The sequence below is a fragment of the Pseudomonas sp. NPDC089407 genome, assembly GCF_044900445.1.
In the GTDB taxonomy this organism is placed as follows: domain Bacteria; phylum Pseudomonadota; class Gammaproteobacteria; order Pseudomonadales; family Pseudomonadaceae; genus Aquipseudomonas.
The window spans coordinates 29,681-46,563 of sequence record NZ_JBJDNB010000048.1 but is presented as its reverse complement, the minus strand read 5'-3'; the positions used below and the strand labels follow the sequence as shown (position 1 = coordinate 46,563).

The 16,883-nt window shown below is 61.0% G+C and carries 16 protein-coding genes; 7 read left to right on the top strand and 9 right to left on the bottom strand.

Going from position 1 to position 16,883, the window contains the following annotated elements:
* The first annotated feature begins 479 nt into the window (after positions 1-479).
* On the top strand, positions 480-740 hold the full coding sequence (locus ACI2KG_RS27055; protein WP_201203624.1) for a DUF3077 domain-containing protein: 261 nt from the start codon (positions 480-482) through the stop codon (positions 738-740).
* Positions 741-1,430: 690 nt separating this feature from the next.
* Here ACI2KG_RS27055 and ACI2KG_RS27050 read toward each other — a convergent pair.
* From ACI2KG_RS27050 to ACI2KG_RS27040, 3 genes are all read right to left on the bottom strand, one after another.
* The gene (locus ACI2KG_RS27050; protein ID WP_404663975.1) at positions 1,431-1,835 is read right to left on the bottom strand and encodes a hypothetical protein; all 405 of its coding nucleotides are present in this window, start codon (positions 1,833-1,835) and stop codon (positions 1,431-1,433) included.
* A 116-nt stretch (positions 1,836-1,951) separates the two neighbouring features.
* Positions 1,952-2,335, bottom strand: a complete 384-nt coding sequence (locus ACI2KG_RS27045; RefSeq protein WP_404663974.1) for a hypothetical protein — start codon at positions 2,333-2,335, stop codon at positions 1,952-1,954.
* A gap of 12 nt (positions 2,336-2,347) precedes the next feature.
* Entirely contained in the window at positions 2,348-3,751 is a 1,404-nt protein-coding gene (locus tag ACI2KG_RS27040) for a PAAR domain-containing protein (RefSeq protein WP_404663973.1), read from the bottom strand.
* A 381-nt stretch (positions 3,752-4,132) separates the two neighbouring features.
* On the opposite strand from ACI2KG_RS27040, the gene ycaC reads away from it, so the two are divergent.
* From ycaC to ACI2KG_RS27020, 4 genes are all read left to right on the top strand, one after another.
* Positions 4,133-4,762, top strand: a complete 630-nt coding sequence (gene ycaC, locus ACI2KG_RS27035) for an isochorismate family cysteine hydrolase YcaC (RefSeq protein WP_404663972.1) — start codon at positions 4,133-4,135, stop codon at positions 4,760-4,762.
* A gap of 537 nt (positions 4,763-5,299) precedes the next feature.
* Entirely contained in the window at positions 5,300-6,952 is a 1,653-nt protein-coding gene (locus ACI2KG_RS27030) for an acyl-CoA dehydrogenase family protein (RefSeq protein WP_404663971.1), read from the top strand.
* Between the two features lie 215 nt (positions 6,953-7,167).
* Positions 7,168-8,631 carry an AMP nucleosidase gene (amn, locus tag ACI2KG_RS27025; protein ID WP_404663970.1) on the top strand — a complete coding sequence of 488 codons (1,464 nt, stop codon included), beginning with the start codon at positions 7,168-7,170 and terminating at the stop codon, positions 8,629-8,631.
* A gap of 6 nt (positions 8,632-8,637) precedes the next feature.
* The gene (locus ACI2KG_RS27020) at positions 8,638-9,276 is read left to right on the top strand and encodes a pseudouridine synthase (RefSeq protein ID WP_404663969.1); all 639 of its coding nucleotides are present in this window, start codon (positions 8,638-8,640) and stop codon (positions 9,274-9,276) included.
* Between the two features lie 151 nt (positions 9,277-9,427).
* Here ACI2KG_RS27020 and ACI2KG_RS27015 read toward each other — a convergent pair whose 3' ends face one another.
* Complete coding sequence (locus tag ACI2KG_RS27015; protein WP_003249787.1) at positions 9,428-9,631, bottom strand: DUF2788 domain-containing protein; 204 nt, start codon at positions 9,629-9,631, stop codon at positions 9,428-9,430.
* 54 nt (positions 9,632-9,685) lie between these two features.
* Positions 9,686-10,162 (bottom strand): Lrp/AsnC family transcriptional regulator, encoded by a 477-nt coding sequence (locus ACI2KG_RS27010; RefSeq protein ID WP_125462492.1) that lies wholly within the window; start codon positions 10,160-10,162, stop codon positions 9,686-9,688.
* A gap of 395 nt (positions 10,163-10,557) precedes the next feature.
* Between ACI2KG_RS27010 and ACI2KG_RS27005 the strand changes: the two genes are divergently transcribed.
* A complete protein-coding gene (locus tag ACI2KG_RS27005) occupies positions 10,558-11,394 on the top strand; it encodes a DUF6515 family protein (RefSeq protein ID WP_404663968.1) in 837 nt (278 codons plus the stop codon).
* A gap of 170 nt (positions 11,395-11,564) precedes the next feature.
* On the opposite strand, the gene ACI2KG_RS27000 is transcribed toward ACI2KG_RS27005, so the two are convergent.
* Together ACI2KG_RS27000 and ACI2KG_RS26995 are read right to left on the bottom strand one after the other, a co-directional pair.
* Complete coding sequence (locus tag ACI2KG_RS27000) at positions 11,565-12,437, bottom strand: cation diffusion facilitator family transporter (RefSeq protein WP_404663967.1); 873 nt, start codon at positions 12,435-12,437, stop codon at positions 11,565-11,567.
* Positions 12,438-12,459: 22 nt separating this feature from the next.
* Positions 12,460-12,879 (bottom strand): polyribonucleotide nucleotidyltransferase, encoded by a 420-nt coding sequence (locus tag ACI2KG_RS26995; RefSeq protein ID WP_404663966.1) that lies wholly within the window; start codon positions 12,877-12,879, stop codon positions 12,460-12,462.
* A 116-nt stretch (positions 12,880-12,995) separates the two neighbouring features.
* Here ACI2KG_RS26995 and hrpB point away from each other — a divergent pair, with 116 nt between their 5' ends.
* On the top strand, positions 12,996-15,524 hold the full coding sequence (hrpB, locus tag ACI2KG_RS26990; RefSeq protein WP_404663965.1) for an ATP-dependent helicase HrpB: 2,529 nt from the start codon (positions 12,996-12,998) through the stop codon (positions 15,522-15,524).
* Between the two features lie 17 nt (positions 15,525-15,541).
* Here the strand turns inward: hrpB and ACI2KG_RS26985 are convergent, their stop codons facing one another.
* Together ACI2KG_RS26985 and ACI2KG_RS26980 are read right to left on the bottom strand one after the other, a co-directional pair.
* Positions 15,542-16,033, bottom strand: a complete 492-nt coding sequence (locus tag ACI2KG_RS26985; RefSeq protein ID WP_404663976.1) for a hypothetical protein — start codon at positions 16,031-16,033, stop codon at positions 15,542-15,544.
* A gap of 87 nt (positions 16,034-16,120) precedes the next feature.
* The gene (locus ACI2KG_RS26980) at positions 16,121-16,777 is read right to left on the bottom strand and encodes a YciC family protein (RefSeq protein WP_404663964.1); all 657 of its coding nucleotides are present in this window, start codon (positions 16,775-16,777) and stop codon (positions 16,121-16,123) included.
* Positions 16,778-16,883: the final 106 nt, after the last annotated feature.

The following is a 16,883-nucleotide window of genomic DNA, read 5'->3' as shown; positions in this document are numbered from 1 at the left end:
CGGAGATCGGTTCATCAGGCCAACCTGGTGAAAATCAGGGCCTGCCTGGCGGCAGGCCGTTACCGGCCCGCACACAAAAAATCTGACAGTTCCGGCGCTGAACCTGTCATGGCGAACACCTGTCAGCCCTGATGCCTTCCCCAGCCATGCCCCTGCAACCTACAACAACTCCAGACTCTTCCTACACCTTAGCACTGGCAACTCCACCCCCTGCGAAATACCCTACAACCTCTGTCGACACGCGTCTGATTGTTCCTGCAAATCTCACCCTCTAGGCTTTGCCTGTCGCTGACGGTTCAGCGATCGGGTGTGGAAACCTGCAGCAAGCATTTCAGGTTATGTCGTTCATGGCGGCTGTACCCGGGAGGCCTTGTGCCTACCGAGTTTTCCCTGAATGCACTCGGGTTTCCACCCCGTGTACAGCCGCCACCCTTCCTGTGGAAACGGAAGAGGCGGTCAACGAGCATTCAGGAAAACCCATGACCGACGAAACCAAAACCACCCCCGGCGTCACCTACTTCTTCCAGGGCGAAGGCCAAACCCACCCACTGTTCCGCATCGCCGAGGGCATCCCCTGCCGCAGCGCTCGCGAGCAGGCCTCTGAACTGATGGGCTATGCACGCGACCTGTCGCTGACCGGTTTGATGGATGGCGACCAGCAGATGATGTGGGCATCGCATTACTTCGCAGCCATGGCCAAGGCCCTGCTGGATGATGCTGAGTTGGGTTTGATGCGCTGACCTTTGTATTGGCTGGGCCGGCCCTATCGCGGGCATGCCCGCTCCCACAGGGATTGCACATAGTCCAAGTTATGCGCAGCACCTGTGGGAGCGGGCGTGCCCGCGAACAGCGACGTATCCGGTGTCGTCCAATATTTCGAAATTTATCTTCGATGGATCTATGTGGGTGGTTTCTCACTCCATAAGCTTCATCAGATAATATATCGCTACCCATGCAACTCCAATAGTGTTTAGCGAAGATGAAATGAGTATTTTCCTTCTTAAATTTTTAGGGAATTGTAAGTGGTCTTGCTCATCCAATAGCCCACTGCGAATGCTTGAGGCGGGGGACCCAAGGGCGCCAGCGATTACAGAAATAACTAGAATTCTGGAGCCTATTTTGTTTTCTCCCCACATCGCGGTCGCATAGGGAAGGCATGCGCTCCGTTGGAGCGCTGAGGTCATTTCTTTATATTGGCGAGAGCACGCGATGTGAATGTCAGCTACAAATCCAATTAAGGCTAGGCAGATTGGCGTGCCTAACAGGAGTAGTCTTAGCTTTACGTCAAGATGATCAATCATTTTGAAAGCCTCGAAATCGTGTCGTGACAGTCCTTGCAGTAAGGTCGTTGCTTTTTGGAATGACGCTGTTTTGATCTGGTCAGGTGCTTGTAATGCACGGCCTATTCATGAGTTGCACTTAGATTTAATTCAGCTCCAGAATTGCATGCGCTTCAGTTTAATCAGAGCAGCGGCTAGCAGCGACCAAATAAATGCTACCAGTAGCAATAGAAATACAATACGCATCCTCTTTCTCAAGCTTGCTGGAAAGTTTGAGGCATCATCTGGATCTAGAAGCCCTCGTTTCAGAAAATATTCAGGGTTTAACGCGATACCACTCAATGTGGCAACGACTGATACCCGGGAGTAAAAGCTACGCTCTCCCCACCAAAGCGCGGCTTTCTTCAAGTGCTCACTTCTTCTCAAGGCGTGCTGGAGTTTCCGGTAATTAGGCAGGTAAGCGAGTTGCGCCGTCATTGAAAGCCCTGCGAAAAAGAGCGCAAAAGGCATGGCCAGAAATCCCAAGCCCCAGAGAGACTCAAGTAATTCATTCATGTTCGGTTAATTCATAGAGTTCTTCCCCTATATATTCACCAATGCTCATGCCAGCTACGCTCCCAGAGTATGAATTAACGTTGATAATTGCAATGGCACATGTTTTTAGGTGTTGGCTAACTGTATATGTAATAAGTTGTGCCAAAACAAGCTGCTCCTAGATAAAGTAGATAGTTGCAGATCAATAACTGTTTTCGTAGGTGTTTCGGAAAATTGTCAATATCTTTTTGGTCTAGCTTGTGGTGGCGAATATGCAGGTTTTTTATTGGCCAAAATAATACGGCTGATATGACTGCTAATAGTTGTAGTCGAGAGTTAAGGCTTCGTTTGTTCCAAATATCAATATTTAACTTCAACCAGTAACTGCTTGGTAGCGCTTCAATCATTATTTCCAAGGTTTTAGCTTGCGCCAAGCGGGTATAGATTGCCAGTCCAGTCATGATCATGAAGCATGATGATGTCGCCATAAATAGTTTCATGGTTTTCGCTGAAAATTCCATATTGACTCTCCATTACTCTGTAAATTCATAAATGACTTCGCCAAACCACTCGCCTCCAGCCATTCCGGCCATACTCCCGGCTGCAGTGCCTGCACCTACTATAATGATGGTGCATGCGGCGGCGCTAAGTGGCCCAAGGCTTAAGCAGGCGGCAGCTGCTAAAGCCCCTGACGCTTTGCCCGCAAGGGCACCTGCCGCTAAGCCGCCGGCAAAATTTCCAGACTCTTTAAATGCTATTTTTTTACAGGCTTCGGCGCTTCCTTCTTGGCATGCCTGCTGAATATTTAATAGGCCGCTCCCTGCGCCAAGTCCAACTCCTACATAACCTCCCTTTTTAAGATAATTAGATAGTTTTGCCATTTTGTCCAAGTGTGTTGAATACCCCGGTATCGCTCCAGGTGCTCCAGCTTTGCTCCAGTGGTGGACAAGACTACGACTCGATATTCCCAGATCCCTGCGTAAGCTGTCATAACTACCCAGATTCATGTGCTTGTTAAGTAAGCCTATGTTCAAATGTGCATCCAATTGCCTGAAAAGCTTTGAGCGTTCAGCAAAGAACTCGGGGCTGCGCAGATGTCCATACTTCGAGAACTGCCGCTGATGCAAATCTTCAATCTTGCGTAATGTCGCGCTCAGGTCATCGAGCGCCCGGGACATCATGGCTTCGCTTACTCCCAACGCCAGGCTGGCATCGCTGAGCAACCCAGCTATTTTGGGTAAGTGACGCATCATGAACTCGGCTTCCTCCGGCGTCAGTTCCGCTAACGCTTCCCTAGCCTGTTTCGCCGCACTCATTGCAGTCAGTTCTTCACGCGTACACACCGGCCGCCGTAAACCATCACCAATGACAAAAATCTCACCTGCCTTGAACCCCTGCTGATACGTCGGGTTCAGCCGCTCCAGAATTGACCGAGGCATATTGGCCTGCGGCGCGCCCAGTTCTGCCAGTACTTCCTGATACGTCAAGCAACGCGGAATGATGTAGAAGCCGGGTTCCATGCCTTGTGGAGTAGGCGAAGGCTGAGCCACTTCTGGCTGATAGGTACTTCTTATCGGGCTGCTCGCCTGGGCCTGCGCGGGTGCCTTACGAACAGGCTCAGGTGCCGGTGCCCTGTGCGACGCTGGCGTTGCAGACCCACCCGCAACCACGCGATTGCTGCCCTGTGGACAGCCGCATTGCACCAGTGCGCCGTCCAGAGCCGTTGGAATACCGTCCTGCCGCCAGCGGGCTTCGCCCTCGACGATGGTGCCCGTTTGTCCACATAACGGGCAGGGCGTGGTCGGGTCGCCTTGCAGCAGCCAGTTGCGGCCATGCACACGGCCCCTGGCCTGGCTGGCAATGCAGATGGCGCCGGTGGTGGTTTCGTCGCCGTCCAGGCCCTGGTATCGGCCGAAGATGTTCATGCGCATGCTCATGGCTCGCCTCTTTTTTAAGGTGGGAGCCAGGAACCTAGCAGGCTGTGGGCGGGTATTTTCGGGGTGGAGAGGCTTTAGGAAAGGTCCTACAAGAGCTAGAGATTTGGACTACATGTTTTTTGACGGCAGTGCCGGCCCTTTCGCGGGTGAACCCGCTCCTACATTGTTCAGCGCAGTGCTGAAGACTTGCGCAGTCCCTTGTAGGAGCGGGTTTACCCGCGAAGAGGCCAGCAAATCCAGTACCAACCCATCGTTCCCGAAACAGAACGCTAAAGCCAAAAACCACTATCTACCGCTCCAAAGGTGATGGTTTTAATCTTCTCCCATCAACGCGAAACACCCAACTTACTGAAAAGATCAAAACCCTTAGGAGCACACACCATGAGCAAATTCACCTATAACCGCCTGAACAAAGACGACGCCGCCGTATTGCTGGTCGACCACCAGGCTGGCCTGCTGTCGCTGGTGCGTGACATCGAGCCGGACAAGTTCAAGAACAACGTGCTGGCCTTGGCTGACCTGGCCAAGTTCTTCAACCTGCCGACCATCCTCACCACCAGCTTCGAACAAGGCCCCAACGGCCCGCTGGTGCCCGAGCTGAAAGAGCTGTTCCCGGACGCCCCTTACATCGCCCGCCCTGGCCAGATCAACGCCTGGGACAACGAAGACTTCGTCAAGGCGGTGAAGGCGACTGGCAAGAAGCAGTTGATCATTGCTGGCGTGGTAACCGAGGTTTGCGTGGCGTTCCCGGCGCTGTCGGCTTTGGAAGAAGAGTTTGAAGTCTTTGTGGTGACTGATGCTTCCGGGACTTTCAATGAAATGACCCGTGATGCGGCGCATGACCGCATGAGCCAGGCAGGGGCGCAGATGATGACCTGGTTTGGCGTGGCCTGTGAGTTGCACCGTGACTGGCGCAATGATGTGGAAGGGCTGGCGGCGCTGTGCTCGAACCATATTCCGGATTATCGGAATCTGATGACCAGCTACAACGCGTTGACTGCCGGGGAGTAAGGCGGGGGGATTGGGTGAGGGCTTGCAGGCGCTGCCACGACAGTTGCAGCGCCTGTGAGATCGAGCGCCGCCCGCGCGGCGCTTCGCGGGACAAGCCCGCTCCCACAGTCTGTTTCGGGCCAGTCGCTTCTGTGAGGTCACCGCTGTCCGCCTTGTTTGTTCCATTCGATATCGAAGGGAACGCAGTTGCTCTTAATTAAGCTCCAGCCATGCACTAAGGCTGCAACCCACTTGGCGCAGGAGTAATTGGCCCGAAACAGATGTGGGAGCGGGCTTGTCCCGCGAAGCGCCGCGCGGGCGGCGCTCGATCTCATAAGCGCTGAATGTGTTGTGGCGAACACCTGTCAGCCCTGATACCTGTTCAAGGCGAACACCTGTAAGCCCTGATACATGCCCAAGACATAAACCTTGCCAACTCCCACACCACCTCATTCCATGCCCCCACCACCACACCTTTAGTCACGATTGCCACTTTGCCTCCCCCACAGGGAATGCTTCACTGGGTCTCTCAAGCCTACCCGGATCCAGGAGCCCCCGATGAACCTGCATCAGTACGCTGAAACCCACGAAGTCACCAACCAGCCGCCGTCCCTCGACGGGGCCAACCTGTACCGCCTCGACCTGCCACTGCAGGAATGGTCGCGGCGTTTCGGCGCCGGCTGGGCCGAGGCGCGGATCGATGCCTACGGCGCCCTGGCCGGCGGCCCATTGATGCAGGCGGGCTTCCTGGCCAACGCGCACAAACCCGAATTCAGCAGCCACGACCGCTACGGCCATCGCATCGACCTGGTCGAATTCCACCCGGCCTACCACGAACTGATGCGCACCGCCGTCGAACACGGCCTGCCTTCTTTGCCATGGGCAGAACCCCGCCCTGGCGCCCATGTGGCCCGCGCCTCGATGACCTACCTGCACAGCCAGGCCGAGGCCGGCACCGGTTGCCCGCTGACCATGACCTTCGCCGCCGTGCCGGCGCTGCGCCTGCAACCCGAGCTGGCCGAATACTGGCTGCCGAAGATCCTTGCCTGCGAGTACGACCCACGCAACGTCGGCGACCGGCACAAGGCCGGGGTCACCCTGGGCATGGCCATGACCGAGAAACAGGGCGGCACCGATGTGCGTGCCAATACCACGCGCGCCTACCCGGTAGGGGCGCCCGGGCCGGGCCAGGCCTATGAACTGGTCGGCCACAAGTGGTTCTGCTCGGCGCCCATGTGCGATGCCTTCCTGACCCTGGCGCAGACCGAAAAAGGCCTGAGCTGCTTCCTGCTGCCGCGCCACCGCCCGGATGACAACCGTAACCAGTTCTACATCCAGCGCCTGAAGAACAAACTGGGCAACAGCGCCAATGCCTCCAGCGAAGTCGAGTTCCGTGGCGCGCTGGCGTGGATGATCGGCGAAGAAGGGCGCGGCGTCCCTACCATCATCGAGATGGTTGCCATGACCCGCTTCGATTGCATGGTTGGCTCCAGTGCGCTGATGCGCCAGGCGCTGACCCAGGCGACCCACCACTGCGCCTACCGCAAGGTGGGCGGGCGGGTGCTGAACGAGCAGCCATTGATGCAGAACGTGCTGGCCGACCTGGCACTGGAAAGTGAGGCCGCGCTGGCACTGAGCCTGCGCATGGGGCAGGCGCTGGAGCAACTGGACGACCCGCAGCAGGCGCATTTCGCCCGGCTGGTTACTGCGGTGGGCAAGTACTGGATCTGCAAACGTGCGCCAGCCATGATCAACGAAGCCGCCGAGTGCCTGGGCGGTGCGGGCTATGTGGAAGACAGCATCCTGCCACGGCTGTACCGTGAGGCACCGGTCAACTCGACTTGGGAAGGCTCGGGCAATGTGCAGTGCCTGGATGTGCTGCGGGCCTTGTCCAAGGAACCGGGGGTGCTTGATGCGTTGTTCGCCGAACTGGGCGATGGGCATGGCGACCCGCGGTTGGCGGCACATATTGGCAACCTCAAGGGGGCGTTTGCCGATACCGGCGACCTGCAGTACCGCGCGCGGCAGTTGACCGAAGATATTGCCTTGGCATTGCAGGCCAAGCTGCTGCTGGAGGCGGGCAATGCACGGGTGAGTGATGCGTTCATTGGCAGCCGGTTGGCGGGGGGCGGCCGGGTGTATGGGGCGTTGCCGCGGGGAGTGGATGTGGAGGCTCTTGTGGCGAGGGCCACGCCAGCACAGGACCTGTAGGAGCGGCCTTGTGTCGCGAAAGGGCTGCGAAGCAGCCCCAGGGTATCAGCACAGATGCACAAATTGCTGGGGCTGCTTCGCAGCCCTTTCGCGACACAAGGCCGCTCCTACAGGGACCAGCACCAGCCTGCTGATTAACACCGATCAATGGGGGTGTATTTAGCCCAGAAGGCAGGCAAGATGGTTCACATGCATGTCCAGACAGGAAGCACAGTGTGAGCCACGCTTTTGTAGTCGTTGATACCCCCGAACAGGCCGTCGACCGTCTGGCGGCCCTGCATGAACAGGCCACCGGTGCCCTTAGCCAGGCCCTCAAGCGTTACCTGAAGGACCGTACCGAGCCCGACGCCGATGAGCGCGACCTGTTCCGCTACCCGGCATTGCGCCTGACCTACTACAGCCACGGTGAAGTGGCTGCCACCACCCGCGCCTATGCCAAGGTCCAGGTAGCCGGCACCTACAGCGTCACCGTCACCCAGCCCGCCGCGTTCCGTGGCTACCTGCTGGAGCAACTGCGCCCGCTGATGCACGACTACACCGTCACGGTAGAGGTTGGTGTCAGCGAGCAGCACATCCCTTACCCCTACGTGGTCGACCAGGGCGACGAGCTGGCGGGCAGCGGCATTACTGCCGCACAGCTGGCGCGGGTATTCCCCAGCACCGACCTGTCGGCTGCCACCGACAACATTGCCGACGGCCTGTGCGACTGGGAACGTGCCGAAGTCCTGCCGCTGGCACTGTTCGATGCCGCGCGCGTCGACTTTTCGCTACGCCGCCTGGTGCACTACACCGGCAGTGACTGGCGCCATGTGCAGCCGTGGATCCTGCTGACCAACTACCACCGCTATGTCGACCAGTTCATCAGCCATGGCCTGGAGCAACTGCGTGACGACCCGCGCTTCGTGCGCATGGTGCTACCGGGCAACGTGGTGATCGAGAAAGGCATGGACCACGGCGAAACCCAGGCGCTGGTGGCCAGCGTGGTCTGGCACCGTTACCAGATGCCGGCCTACCACCTCATCGCCGGGGATGGCGACGGCGTTACCCTGGTCAACATCGGTGTCGGCCCGTCCAACGCCAAGAACATTACCGACCACCTGGCAGTACTGCGCCCGCATTGCTGGCTGATGATCGGCCACTGCGGTGGCCTGCGCCAATCGCAGACCATCGGCGACTACGTGCTGGCCCACGCCTACATGCGCCGCGACGGCATTCTAGACCGCGTCGTGCCGCCGAACATTCCGATCCCGGCCCTGGCCGAAGTGCAGCTGGCCCTGCAGGAGGCTGCCGCGCAAGTCACCGGCGAGCGTGGCGAGCAGTTGAAGAAGCGCCTGCGCACCGGCACCGTGCTGACCTACGACGACCGCAACTGGGAGCTGCGCTGGGCGCAGGAACGGCCGTTGATCAACCTGTCACGCGCCGTGGCGGTAGATATGGAAAGCGGCACCATTGCCGCCCAGGGTTACCGTTTGCGCGTGCCGTATGGCACCTTGCTGTGTGTCTCCGACAAACCGCTGCACAGCGAGATCAAGCTGCCGGGTTCGGCCAATGCGTTCTACAACCGGGCGGTCAGCCAGCACCTGAAGATCGGCATTGCCGCCCTCGACCTGCTGCGTACCGAGCTCAACTCGCTGCACTCGCGTAAACTGCGTAGCTTCGATGAGCCGCCGTTCCGCTGAGGATCCATGCCACTGCCACCCCGTAACAAGCCGCGCCGCCCGCAGGCGCGGCCTGCCACCGGCCCTCGTCGCCAGGCCAAGGCGCCGCCGGCCGAGCCGCGCCTGATCCTGTTCAACAAGCCGTTCGACGTGCTGACCCAGTTCAGTGATGGCGAAGGGCGGGCGACGCTCAAGGACTTCATCGACATCCCGGGCGTGTACCCGGCCGGGCGGCTGGACCGCGACAGTGAAGGCTTGCTGTTGCTGACCAACGATGGCGGGCTGCAGGCGCGGATTGCCGACCCTAAGCACAAGCTGGCCAAGACCTATTGGGTGCAGGTGGAGGGCGAGCCGAACGATGAGCAGTTGCAGCGTTTGCGCGATGGCGTGGAGCTGAACGACGGGCCGACCTTGCCAGCCGAGGCGCGGCGCCTTGACGAGCCTGAACTGTGGCCGCGCAACCCGCCGGTGCGTTTTCGCAAGAGCGTGCCGACCAGTTGGCTGGAGCTGGTGATTCGTGAGGGGCGCAACCGCCAGGTACGGCGGATGACGGCGGCGGTGGGGTTGCCGACCTTGCGCCTGGTGCGGGTGCGGATTGGTGACTGGGCGCTGGAGGGGTTGGAGCAGGGGTGCTGGCGCGAGGTTCCGGCGAAACTGCTGCGATAGCAGGGGGCCGCTTTGCGGCCCTTTCCGACCGGTCCGGCGCCCCGGCAAGGCCGCTCCTACAGGACAGCGCAAGCCCAAGTATTGTGCGATCCCCTGTAGGAGCGGCCTTGTGTCGCGATGGAGCGCGAAGCGCTCCCGGCATTCTCGAGCCCTACACCCCTTCGAGAAACCCCACCACCACGCTCTTGATGATAAAGGCCAACACCCCCAGCCCCAGCACGAAGAACAGGATCAGCGTACCGAACTTGCCTGCCTTGGACTTTTTCGCCAGGTCCCAGACGATGAAACCCATGAAACCGATCAGCACGGTGACCAGGATGATCATCATCCACTCTTCGAATACGGCGGGATCCATCGGTGTTCTCCAGGCGGGTTGAGCGTTCGATTATACGCCTGCCGGCGCAGGCATTCAGCGCAGGTGGGTCAATGGCAGCTCGGTGCTGGCCAGGACTTGGTTGAGCACAAAGCTCGAACGCACGCTGGTGACGCCGTCGATACGGGTCAGGCTGCCTAGCAGCAGTTTCTGGTAATGGTCCATGTCGGGTACCACCACTTTCAACTGGTAGTCAGCATCCATACCCGTGACCAGGCTGCACTCGAGCACCTGTGGCAGGTTGCGGATGGCCGCTTCGAAGGTTTCAAAGCGTTCCGGGGTATGGCGGTCCATGCCGATCAGTACGTAGGCGGTCAGGCTCAGGCCCAGCTTCTTGCGGTCGAGCAGGGCCACCTGGCGCGAGATGTAGCCATCGTCTTCCAGCTGCTTGACCCGACGCGAGCATGGCGAAGGCGACAGGCCGATGCGTTCGGCCAGTTCCTGGTTGGAAATGCGCGCATCGCGCTGCAGTTCGGCGAGAATGCTCAGGTCATAGCGGTCAAGTTTGCTCATGGCATTTGCCTTTTCTGTTCATATTGCTGCGAATTATCAATCCAGGGTGAAAAATTGCGCAAGTGCTATTTATCCGAGCAATCTTCGCAATCCTCTGTCGCAACCTGTCCGGTATCTTTATCAACAGAATCACTGCCCGGACATCAGTCCACGGCGACGCGCCCTAGGCGGGCGGTCGCGGCCAGCCATCCAACAGGATCTGCAGGCCCCCGGGCTACACAGCTTCCAGAAGACGCTGTGAGGTGAGCCGGCGCCACAAGTGCCGAGCACGGACGACAATTCCTGAAGGGAGGCCCTGTGGCCTCCCTTTTTTCATGACCGGAATTTTAATTGGCCTGCGTGATGGGCGCGGTAGACTGGCTGCAGGTGCAGTTTTTTCTACCGAGAGGAATACCATGAAGTCGCGCATCTGGCAGTTGGCAGGTGTTGGTTTGCTGGGTTTGAGCATCAGCCTTGGGGCCATGGCCGAAGGGCCGGGTGAGGGGCACGGTGAACGCGGTCAGCAGGTGCAAGGTGAGGGTGGGCCCGGTCGCCCGCTCAACTCGCGCGACGAGGTGCGCCAGACCCAGCCGCCACGCCAGGGCTATTACCAGGATATCCCCCAGCGCCACGGCGACAACCGCCACTGGCAGGCCGGCGGGCCGGGGCAACGCCCCGGGGGTGACTGGCAGGGGCGCCCGGATGGCCACGGCAATGGCTGGGGCCCCGGGCCGCAGTATCGCCCCGGGCACACCATCGATCATTTCCCCGATCGCTACTGGAAAGTGCCTTATCGCGGTAATGAGTACTTCTACTCTGGCGGCTACTGGTACCGCCCGCATGGCGGCAGTTACATCGTGGTGACCCCGCCTTATGGTGTGCGGGTCAACTATCTGCCGCCTTATGCACAGGAAGTATGGTTGGGTGGCGCGCTGTTCTTTCTGGTGGCTGATACCTATTACCAGTACCTGGCCGACAGCCAGGAGTATGTGGTGGTCAACCCGCCGGTCGGCGTGCCGGCGCCGGCACCGATGGCGCCATCGAATGGTGGTTATGACGTGGTCGCGTACCCGATGCATGGCCAGGGCCAGGAGCAGCAGGAACAGGACCGTTACCAGTGCCACCGCTGGGCGGTGAGCCAGTCAGGGTTTGACCCGGCGACGGCGACCCACGCGCCGCCGGCCAATGTGCTGAGCATTTACCAGCGGGCGCTGGGGGCTTGCTTCAATGGCCGAGGCTACAGCATCAACTGAAGCCAGCGCGGCCCCCTGTAGGAGCGGCCTTGCCGGGGCGCCGGACCGGTCGGAAAGGGCTGCGAAGCAGCCCCAGCAATATTTGAGCTAAAGCAGAAATTTGGGGCCGCTTTGCGGCCCTTTCGCGACACAAGGCCGCTCCTACAACGATCGCGTAGGGCTTGAGAGATTCATACCGGGTCGGCATGCACCATCACATCCGCCTGTGGATAACGCTGGCGAATCACGCGCGAAGCCTCGACGCACAGCCCATGCGCCTGATCCAGCGGCAACTGCCCCGGCAATTCAAGGTGCAGTTGCACGAACCACTGATTACCCGACACCCGCGTACGCAGGTCATGCACACCTTTCACCCCGGGAATGGCCAGTACCAGCGCGGCCATGTCCTCGCCCACATCGCCGGGCAGTTCCTTGTCCATCAGGATGGCCGTACTTTCGCGGGCGATCTGCAACGCGCTCCAGAGAATGTAGAAAGCGATACCCAGACCGAACAGCGCGTCCAGCTGCGGCCAGCCGAAGCGTGCGAGCAGCACAGCCAGCAGGATGCTGCTGTTCAGCAGCAAGTCCGAGCGGTAGTGCAGGGAGTCGGCCCGCACCGCCGTGGAGCCGGTCAGGCGGATGACCTTGTACTGCAGCGCCAGCAAGGCAACGGTCAATACCAGCGAAAGTACCATTACCCCGATGCCGATGCCGGTGCCACCCAGCGCTTGTGGCGTATACAGGCGCTCGACCGCCTGTACCCCGATCAGCACCGCACTGACGCCGATGAACAGCGCCTGCGCCATGCCGGCCAGCGCTTCGGCCTTGCCATGGCCGTAGCGGTGGTCATCGTCGGCCGGGCGCAAGGCGTAGTGCACCGCCAGCAGGTTAAGGAACGAGGCCACGGCATCCAGTGCCGAGTCGGTCAGCCCGGCCAGCAGGCTCACCGAACCGCTCAGCCACCAGGCCAGCGCCTTGCTCAGCACCAGGATGCTGGCCACCGCCAGAGACGCGCGCGTAGCCAGGCGCAGCAGGCGCTGGTGTTCAGCCGGGGTGGTGATCATCCGTGGTCAGTGTCCTTGTGGCTCAGGCTGCCGGAACCAGGCCCAGACTGGCCAGTTGCTCGCTGCTGCCGCGGTGCTGGATCAGCCGCGGGTCGTCCAGCGGCAGGCGCTGGCCCAGTTCGCTTTCGAGAATGGCCTGCAGTTTCAGGTTGTCGACCTTGCCATCAGGGCTGACCGCTTCTTGCAGCTTGGCCGGGTCGACCTGGGCTGTGCGGCCACCCGGGTAGTAGATGGCACCCGTGGCGAAGTCGATGCCGAAGGCGATCAGCCCCGGGATTACGTAGAACAGGATGCCGATAGCGTCCATTGCGGCAACCACAGGGTCGATCTTGCCGCCAATCTGGCCGCGCCGGTCCGGGTAGAAAATGGTGCCGCAGGCGGTCAGTTGGGTCAGCAGGGTGACGATGATAGCGCCACCGATGACGCGGGTTGGGATGCGCATGTAAATCTCCGAGAAGGTATTCAGCAGGGCAAGCGAAGCGCCTGCACCTGATGCTAAGACCATGATAGAGCAGGCTGGGTTCGCCGTTATACTCGCCAGACTGTTCGAGGACCACCATGATTCCATTACCCATTGATGCAGTTTTGCCGGCGTTGCGCCAAGCCCTGGAAAACCGTGACGAAGCGGTGCTCGAGGCGCCGCCCGGCGCCGGCAAGACTACCCGTGTGCCGCTGGCGCTGCTGCACGAGCCGTGGCTGGCCGGGCAGACCATCCTGATGCTAGAACCCAGGCGCCTGGCGGCGCGTGCAGCGGCCGAACGGCTGGCCAGTGAACTGGGGGAAAAGGTCGGGGAAACGGTGGGTTACCGCATTCGCCTGGACAGCAAGGTCGGGCCAAAAACCCGTATCGAGGTGGTCACCGAAGGTATCCTTACCCGTCGCCTGCAGGCCGACCCGGCGCTGGAAGGCGTGGGTTTGCTTATTTTTGACGAATATCACGAACGTAGCCTGGATGCTGACCTGGCCCTGGCGCTGAGCCTCAATGGCCGCGAATTGCTGCGTGACGACCCGCCACTGAAGATTCTGCTGATGTCGGCCACCCTGGAAGGCGAGCGCCTGTCGCGGTTGCTGGGCGATGCCCCGGTGGTGAGCAGCGAAGGGCGCATGCACCCGGTGGATATCCACTGGGGGCGGCCCTTCCAGCCTGGCGAGTTCATCGAACCGCGGGTAGTGGACAGTGTGCTGCAGGCGTTGGCCGACCAAACGGGCAGTGTACTGGTGTTCCTGCCCGGCCAGGCCGAGATCCGCCGGGTGCACCAGAGCCTGCAGGAAGCCTTGGGCGAACGCCCCGAGATTCTGCTGTGCCCGCTGCATGGCGAGCTTGACCTCGACGCCCAGCGCGCCGCCATCGACCCACCGGGCAAAGGCCTGCGCAAAGTGGTGCTGGCGACCAACATCGCCGAAACCAGCCTGACCATCGACGGCGTGCGTGTGGTGATCGATGCCGGCCTGGCCCGGGTGCCGCGCTTCGATCCGGGCAGCGGCATGACTCGCCTGGACACTCAGCGCATTTCCCGCGCCAGTGCCACCCAGCGTGCAGGCCGCGCCGGCCGCCTGGAGCCTGGCGTGTGCTACCGGCTGTGGTCCGAGGCCCAGCATGACCAGTTGGCTGCCCACGGCAGCGCCGAAATCCTTCAGGCCGACCTGGCCGGGCTGTCCCTTCAGCTGGCACGTTGGGGCGTTACCCCCGAGCAGTTGCGCTGGCTTGACCAGCCACCGACGGCGGCCTTTGCCCAGGCCCAGGAACTGCTGGCGCGGCTTAATGCCTTCAAGCCCGGCAGCCGCGACAACCTCAGCGAGCATGGCCAGGCCATGGCTGAACTGCCGGCGCATCCACGTATCGCGCATTTGTTGCTGCGCGGGCAGGACCTGGGCCTGGCGCAGATGGCTTGTGATGTCGCCGCCCTACTGGGTGAGCGGGATATCCAGCGCGGCGGCGGCGCCGACCTGCACAGCCGGCTGGCGCTGGTCAGCGGCGAGAGCAGGGCCACGCGCGCTGGCCAGGGTGGTGTGCAGCGTGCCCGGCAACTGTCCCGTCAGTACCGTGGCCTGCTGCGTGGCAAAGCCGGCGCGCCGGTCGCCGACCCGGGCCACCCGCGCTGGCTGGGCGCACTGCTGGCGCTGGCCTACCCTGACCGTGTCGCCCAGCAGCGCCGCGAGGGTGGGGCGGAATACCGGCTGGCCAACGGCCGTGCGGCGCTGTTTGCCGAGGTTGATGCGCTGATGAAGTGCCCATGGTTGGTGATCGCTGACTTGGGCAGCCGCCAAGGGCAGCGTGAGGAACGCATCTACCTGGCAGCCGAATTCGACTCGACCTTGCTTGATGGCGTGCTGGCCGAGCAGGTCGAGCGGGTCGATATCCTCGATTGGGATGAACGCGAGCAGGTATTGCGCGCCGAGCGCCAGGTCAAGGTTGGCGAACTGGTGCTCAGCCGCGAGCCACTGCCTGGCCTGGATGATGACGCCAGGGCGCGGGCGCTGCTTGGCTTGGTTCGGCGCAAGGGCCTTAACCTGCTGACCTGGACACCGGAACTGCGCCAGTGGCAGGCGCGCGTGGCGCTGTTGCGGCAGCTGGACCTGGACAAGACGGGGCACAGCGAATGGCCCGACTTGGGCGACGAGGCGTTGCTCGCCAGCCTGGAAGACTGGTTGCAGCCTTATCTGGGCAAGGTGTCGCGGCTTAGTCATTTCGCCGCTCTGGACCTGTCATCGCTGCTGCGCAACCTGTTGCCCTGGCCACTGCCGCAGCGCCTGGATGAGCAGGCCCCGACACACCTGGCCGTGCCTTCCGGTTCCAATATCCGTCTGGACTACAGCGAAAACCCGCCGATTCTTGCCGTGCGCCTGCAAGAGCTGTTCGGCCTGGCCGACACGCCGCGCATTGCCAATGGTCGGCAGCAGGTCAAGCTGCACCTGCTGTCGCCGGCGCGGCGGCCGGTGCAGGTCACTCAGGACCTGGCCAATTTCTGGCGTACCACTTACGCCGAGGTAAAGAAGGACCTGAAAGGGCGATATCCGAAGCACTATTGGCCCGATGACCCGCTAGTGGCCGAGGCCACGGCTCGGGCCAAGCCGCGGGGCACCTAAGCGGACGTGCCGACTGGTCAGTTGACCTGCTTGAGCAGGAAGGTGAATACATCGCCTTCCTCCACGTTGAGGCAGGCTACCCAGTCACCGCTGCGGTGCGGATCGTCCTTGATGGCGCCCACCCGATGGCCACGGTGATCGCGTAGATAGCAGACCAGGCCTTCGTCGGTCACCTCCAGCGGTTCGATCTTCCAGTAGTTGGTGACTTCGGCATTCCAGTAGAAACCCAGATAGCCATTGCGGCTGACGCCCAGCTTCTTGGTCTGTGGGCGCCCTGGGATACTGATGTGATAATGCAGACGGTCCTCGGTGCGCGAGTTGAATTGAAAGTCCATCGCTGGCGAGTCGTGCCGCCCCCCGGCCTGCAGCCAGTCATCTTCGGGGATAAAGCCCCATGTGAACTTGTCGCTGCTGCTGCTTAGGCGCAGCGGGATATCCCGGTTGGCGGCAAGCATGTACAACTTGCCGCGAAACGACCTGGCGTACTGCGCCTGGATGTCTTCGTCTATGGCGTGCTCCTTGAATGGCATTGAAGGTTCTGCACCCTAATGCCACGCATGGAGACGTAGGCAGATCGAAAACTTTCCCTTGTTGCGTCAGGCGCTGGCTTCACCTTCCAGCAACATGAACAGGCGGTACAGCACCACGGTGCTGAACAACTGCAGGAAGCCACTGAGGCTGTCCATGGCCAGCTCCATGCCGGGGGAGGGTTCGGGGAAGGCCATTAGCAGCAGCCCGTCGATCAGCCAGATCGGTGCCAGCACCGCGACCACGCAGACCATGATGCGCATGAAGTGCCCGGTGGTCATGCTGGCACTTTCGCGCATCGCCAGCATCACCGGCCGGCCGCGCAGCACCAGCAGGTACTCGGCGAACACCAGGTTGATCATGATCCACACGCCCGGGAAGACGAACAGCGCCAGGCCGGCCATGATCAGCAGCGAGCTGATCAGGATGAGCAGGGCCAGTTGCGGCCACAGCTGCAAGGCGCGGGCAAACAGATCGCGCTTGGCAATGTCCTGGCCCTTGCTGCGGGTGTCGAGGTAGAGAATCAGCGCGGCGCTGTACAGCGGGTAGAACAGCAGACTGACCAACATGCCGTAGGCCGGTGAGGCCTGATCGCCCAGCTGGCGGTACAGCAACTGGGTGAGCAAGGCCTCTGCCACCACCAGCGGCAGGCACAACTGGAGGATGTTTGGCAGGTGGCGGCGGAAGAAGTACAGGGAGTCGCGCAGGACGCTCAGCGGATTCATCGGTCAACATCGCATGGCAGTAAAAACAAGGGCATCACTTTAGCCCAAAGTGAACCCGCGGCTGTCACTTGCTGAAAAAAGTTTCACCGCGCCAATGATTGAATCC

Bases quoted from the DNA above. Each gene is read 5' to 3' on its own strand.
- ycaC (WP_404663972.1), top strand. From the start codon at position 4,133: ATGAGCAAATTCACCTATAACCGCCTGAACAAAGACGACGCCGCCGTA.
- ACI2KG_RS27000 (WP_404663967.1), bottom strand. From the start codon at position 12,437: ATGATCACCACCCCGGCTGAACACCAGCGCCTGCTGCGCCTGGCTACG.
- ACI2KG_RS27015 (WP_003249787.1), bottom strand. From the start codon at position 9,631: ATGGATCCCGCCGTATTCGAAGAGTGGATGATGATCATCCTGGTCACC.
- ACI2KG_RS26980 (WP_404663964.1), bottom strand. From the start codon at position 16,777: ATGAATCCGCTGAGCGTCCTGCGCGACTCCCTGTACTTCTTCCGCCGC.
- ACI2KG_RS27005 (WP_404663968.1), top strand. From the start codon at position 10,558: ATGAAGTCGCGCATCTGGCAGTTGGCAGGTGTTGGTTTGCTGGGTTTG.
- ACI2KG_RS27020 (WP_404663969.1), top strand. From the start codon at position 8,638: ATGCCACTGCCACCCCGTAACAAGCCGCGCCGCCCGCAGGCGCGGCCT.
- ACI2KG_RS27010 (WP_125462492.1), bottom strand. From the start codon at position 10,162: ATGAGCAAACTTGACCGCTATGACCTGAGCATTCTCGCCGAACTGCAG.
- ACI2KG_RS27030 (WP_404663971.1), top strand. From the start codon at position 5,300: ATGAACCTGCATCAGTACGCTGAAACCCACGAAGTCACCAACCAGCCG.
- ACI2KG_RS27055 (WP_201203624.1), top strand. From the start codon at position 480: ATGACCGACGAAACCAAAACCACCCCCGGCGTCACCTACTTCTTCCAG.
- ACI2KG_RS27050 (WP_404663975.1), bottom strand. From the start codon at position 1,835: ATGAATGAATTACTTGAGTCTCTCTGGGGCTTGGGATTTCTGGCCATG.
- ACI2KG_RS27040 (WP_404663973.1), bottom strand. From the start codon at position 3,751: ATGAGCATGCGCATGAACATCTTCGGCCGATACCAGGGCCTGGACGGC.
- ACI2KG_RS26995 (WP_404663966.1), bottom strand. From the start codon at position 12,879: ATGCGCATCCCAACCCGCGTCATCGGTGGCGCTATCATCGTCACCCTG.
- ACI2KG_RS27045 (WP_404663974.1), bottom strand. From the start codon at position 2,335: ATGGAATTTTCAGCGAAAACCATGAAACTATTTATGGCGACATCATCA.
- hrpB (WP_404663965.1), top strand. From the start codon at position 12,996: ATGATTCCATTACCCATTGATGCAGTTTTGCCGGCGTTGCGCCAAGCC.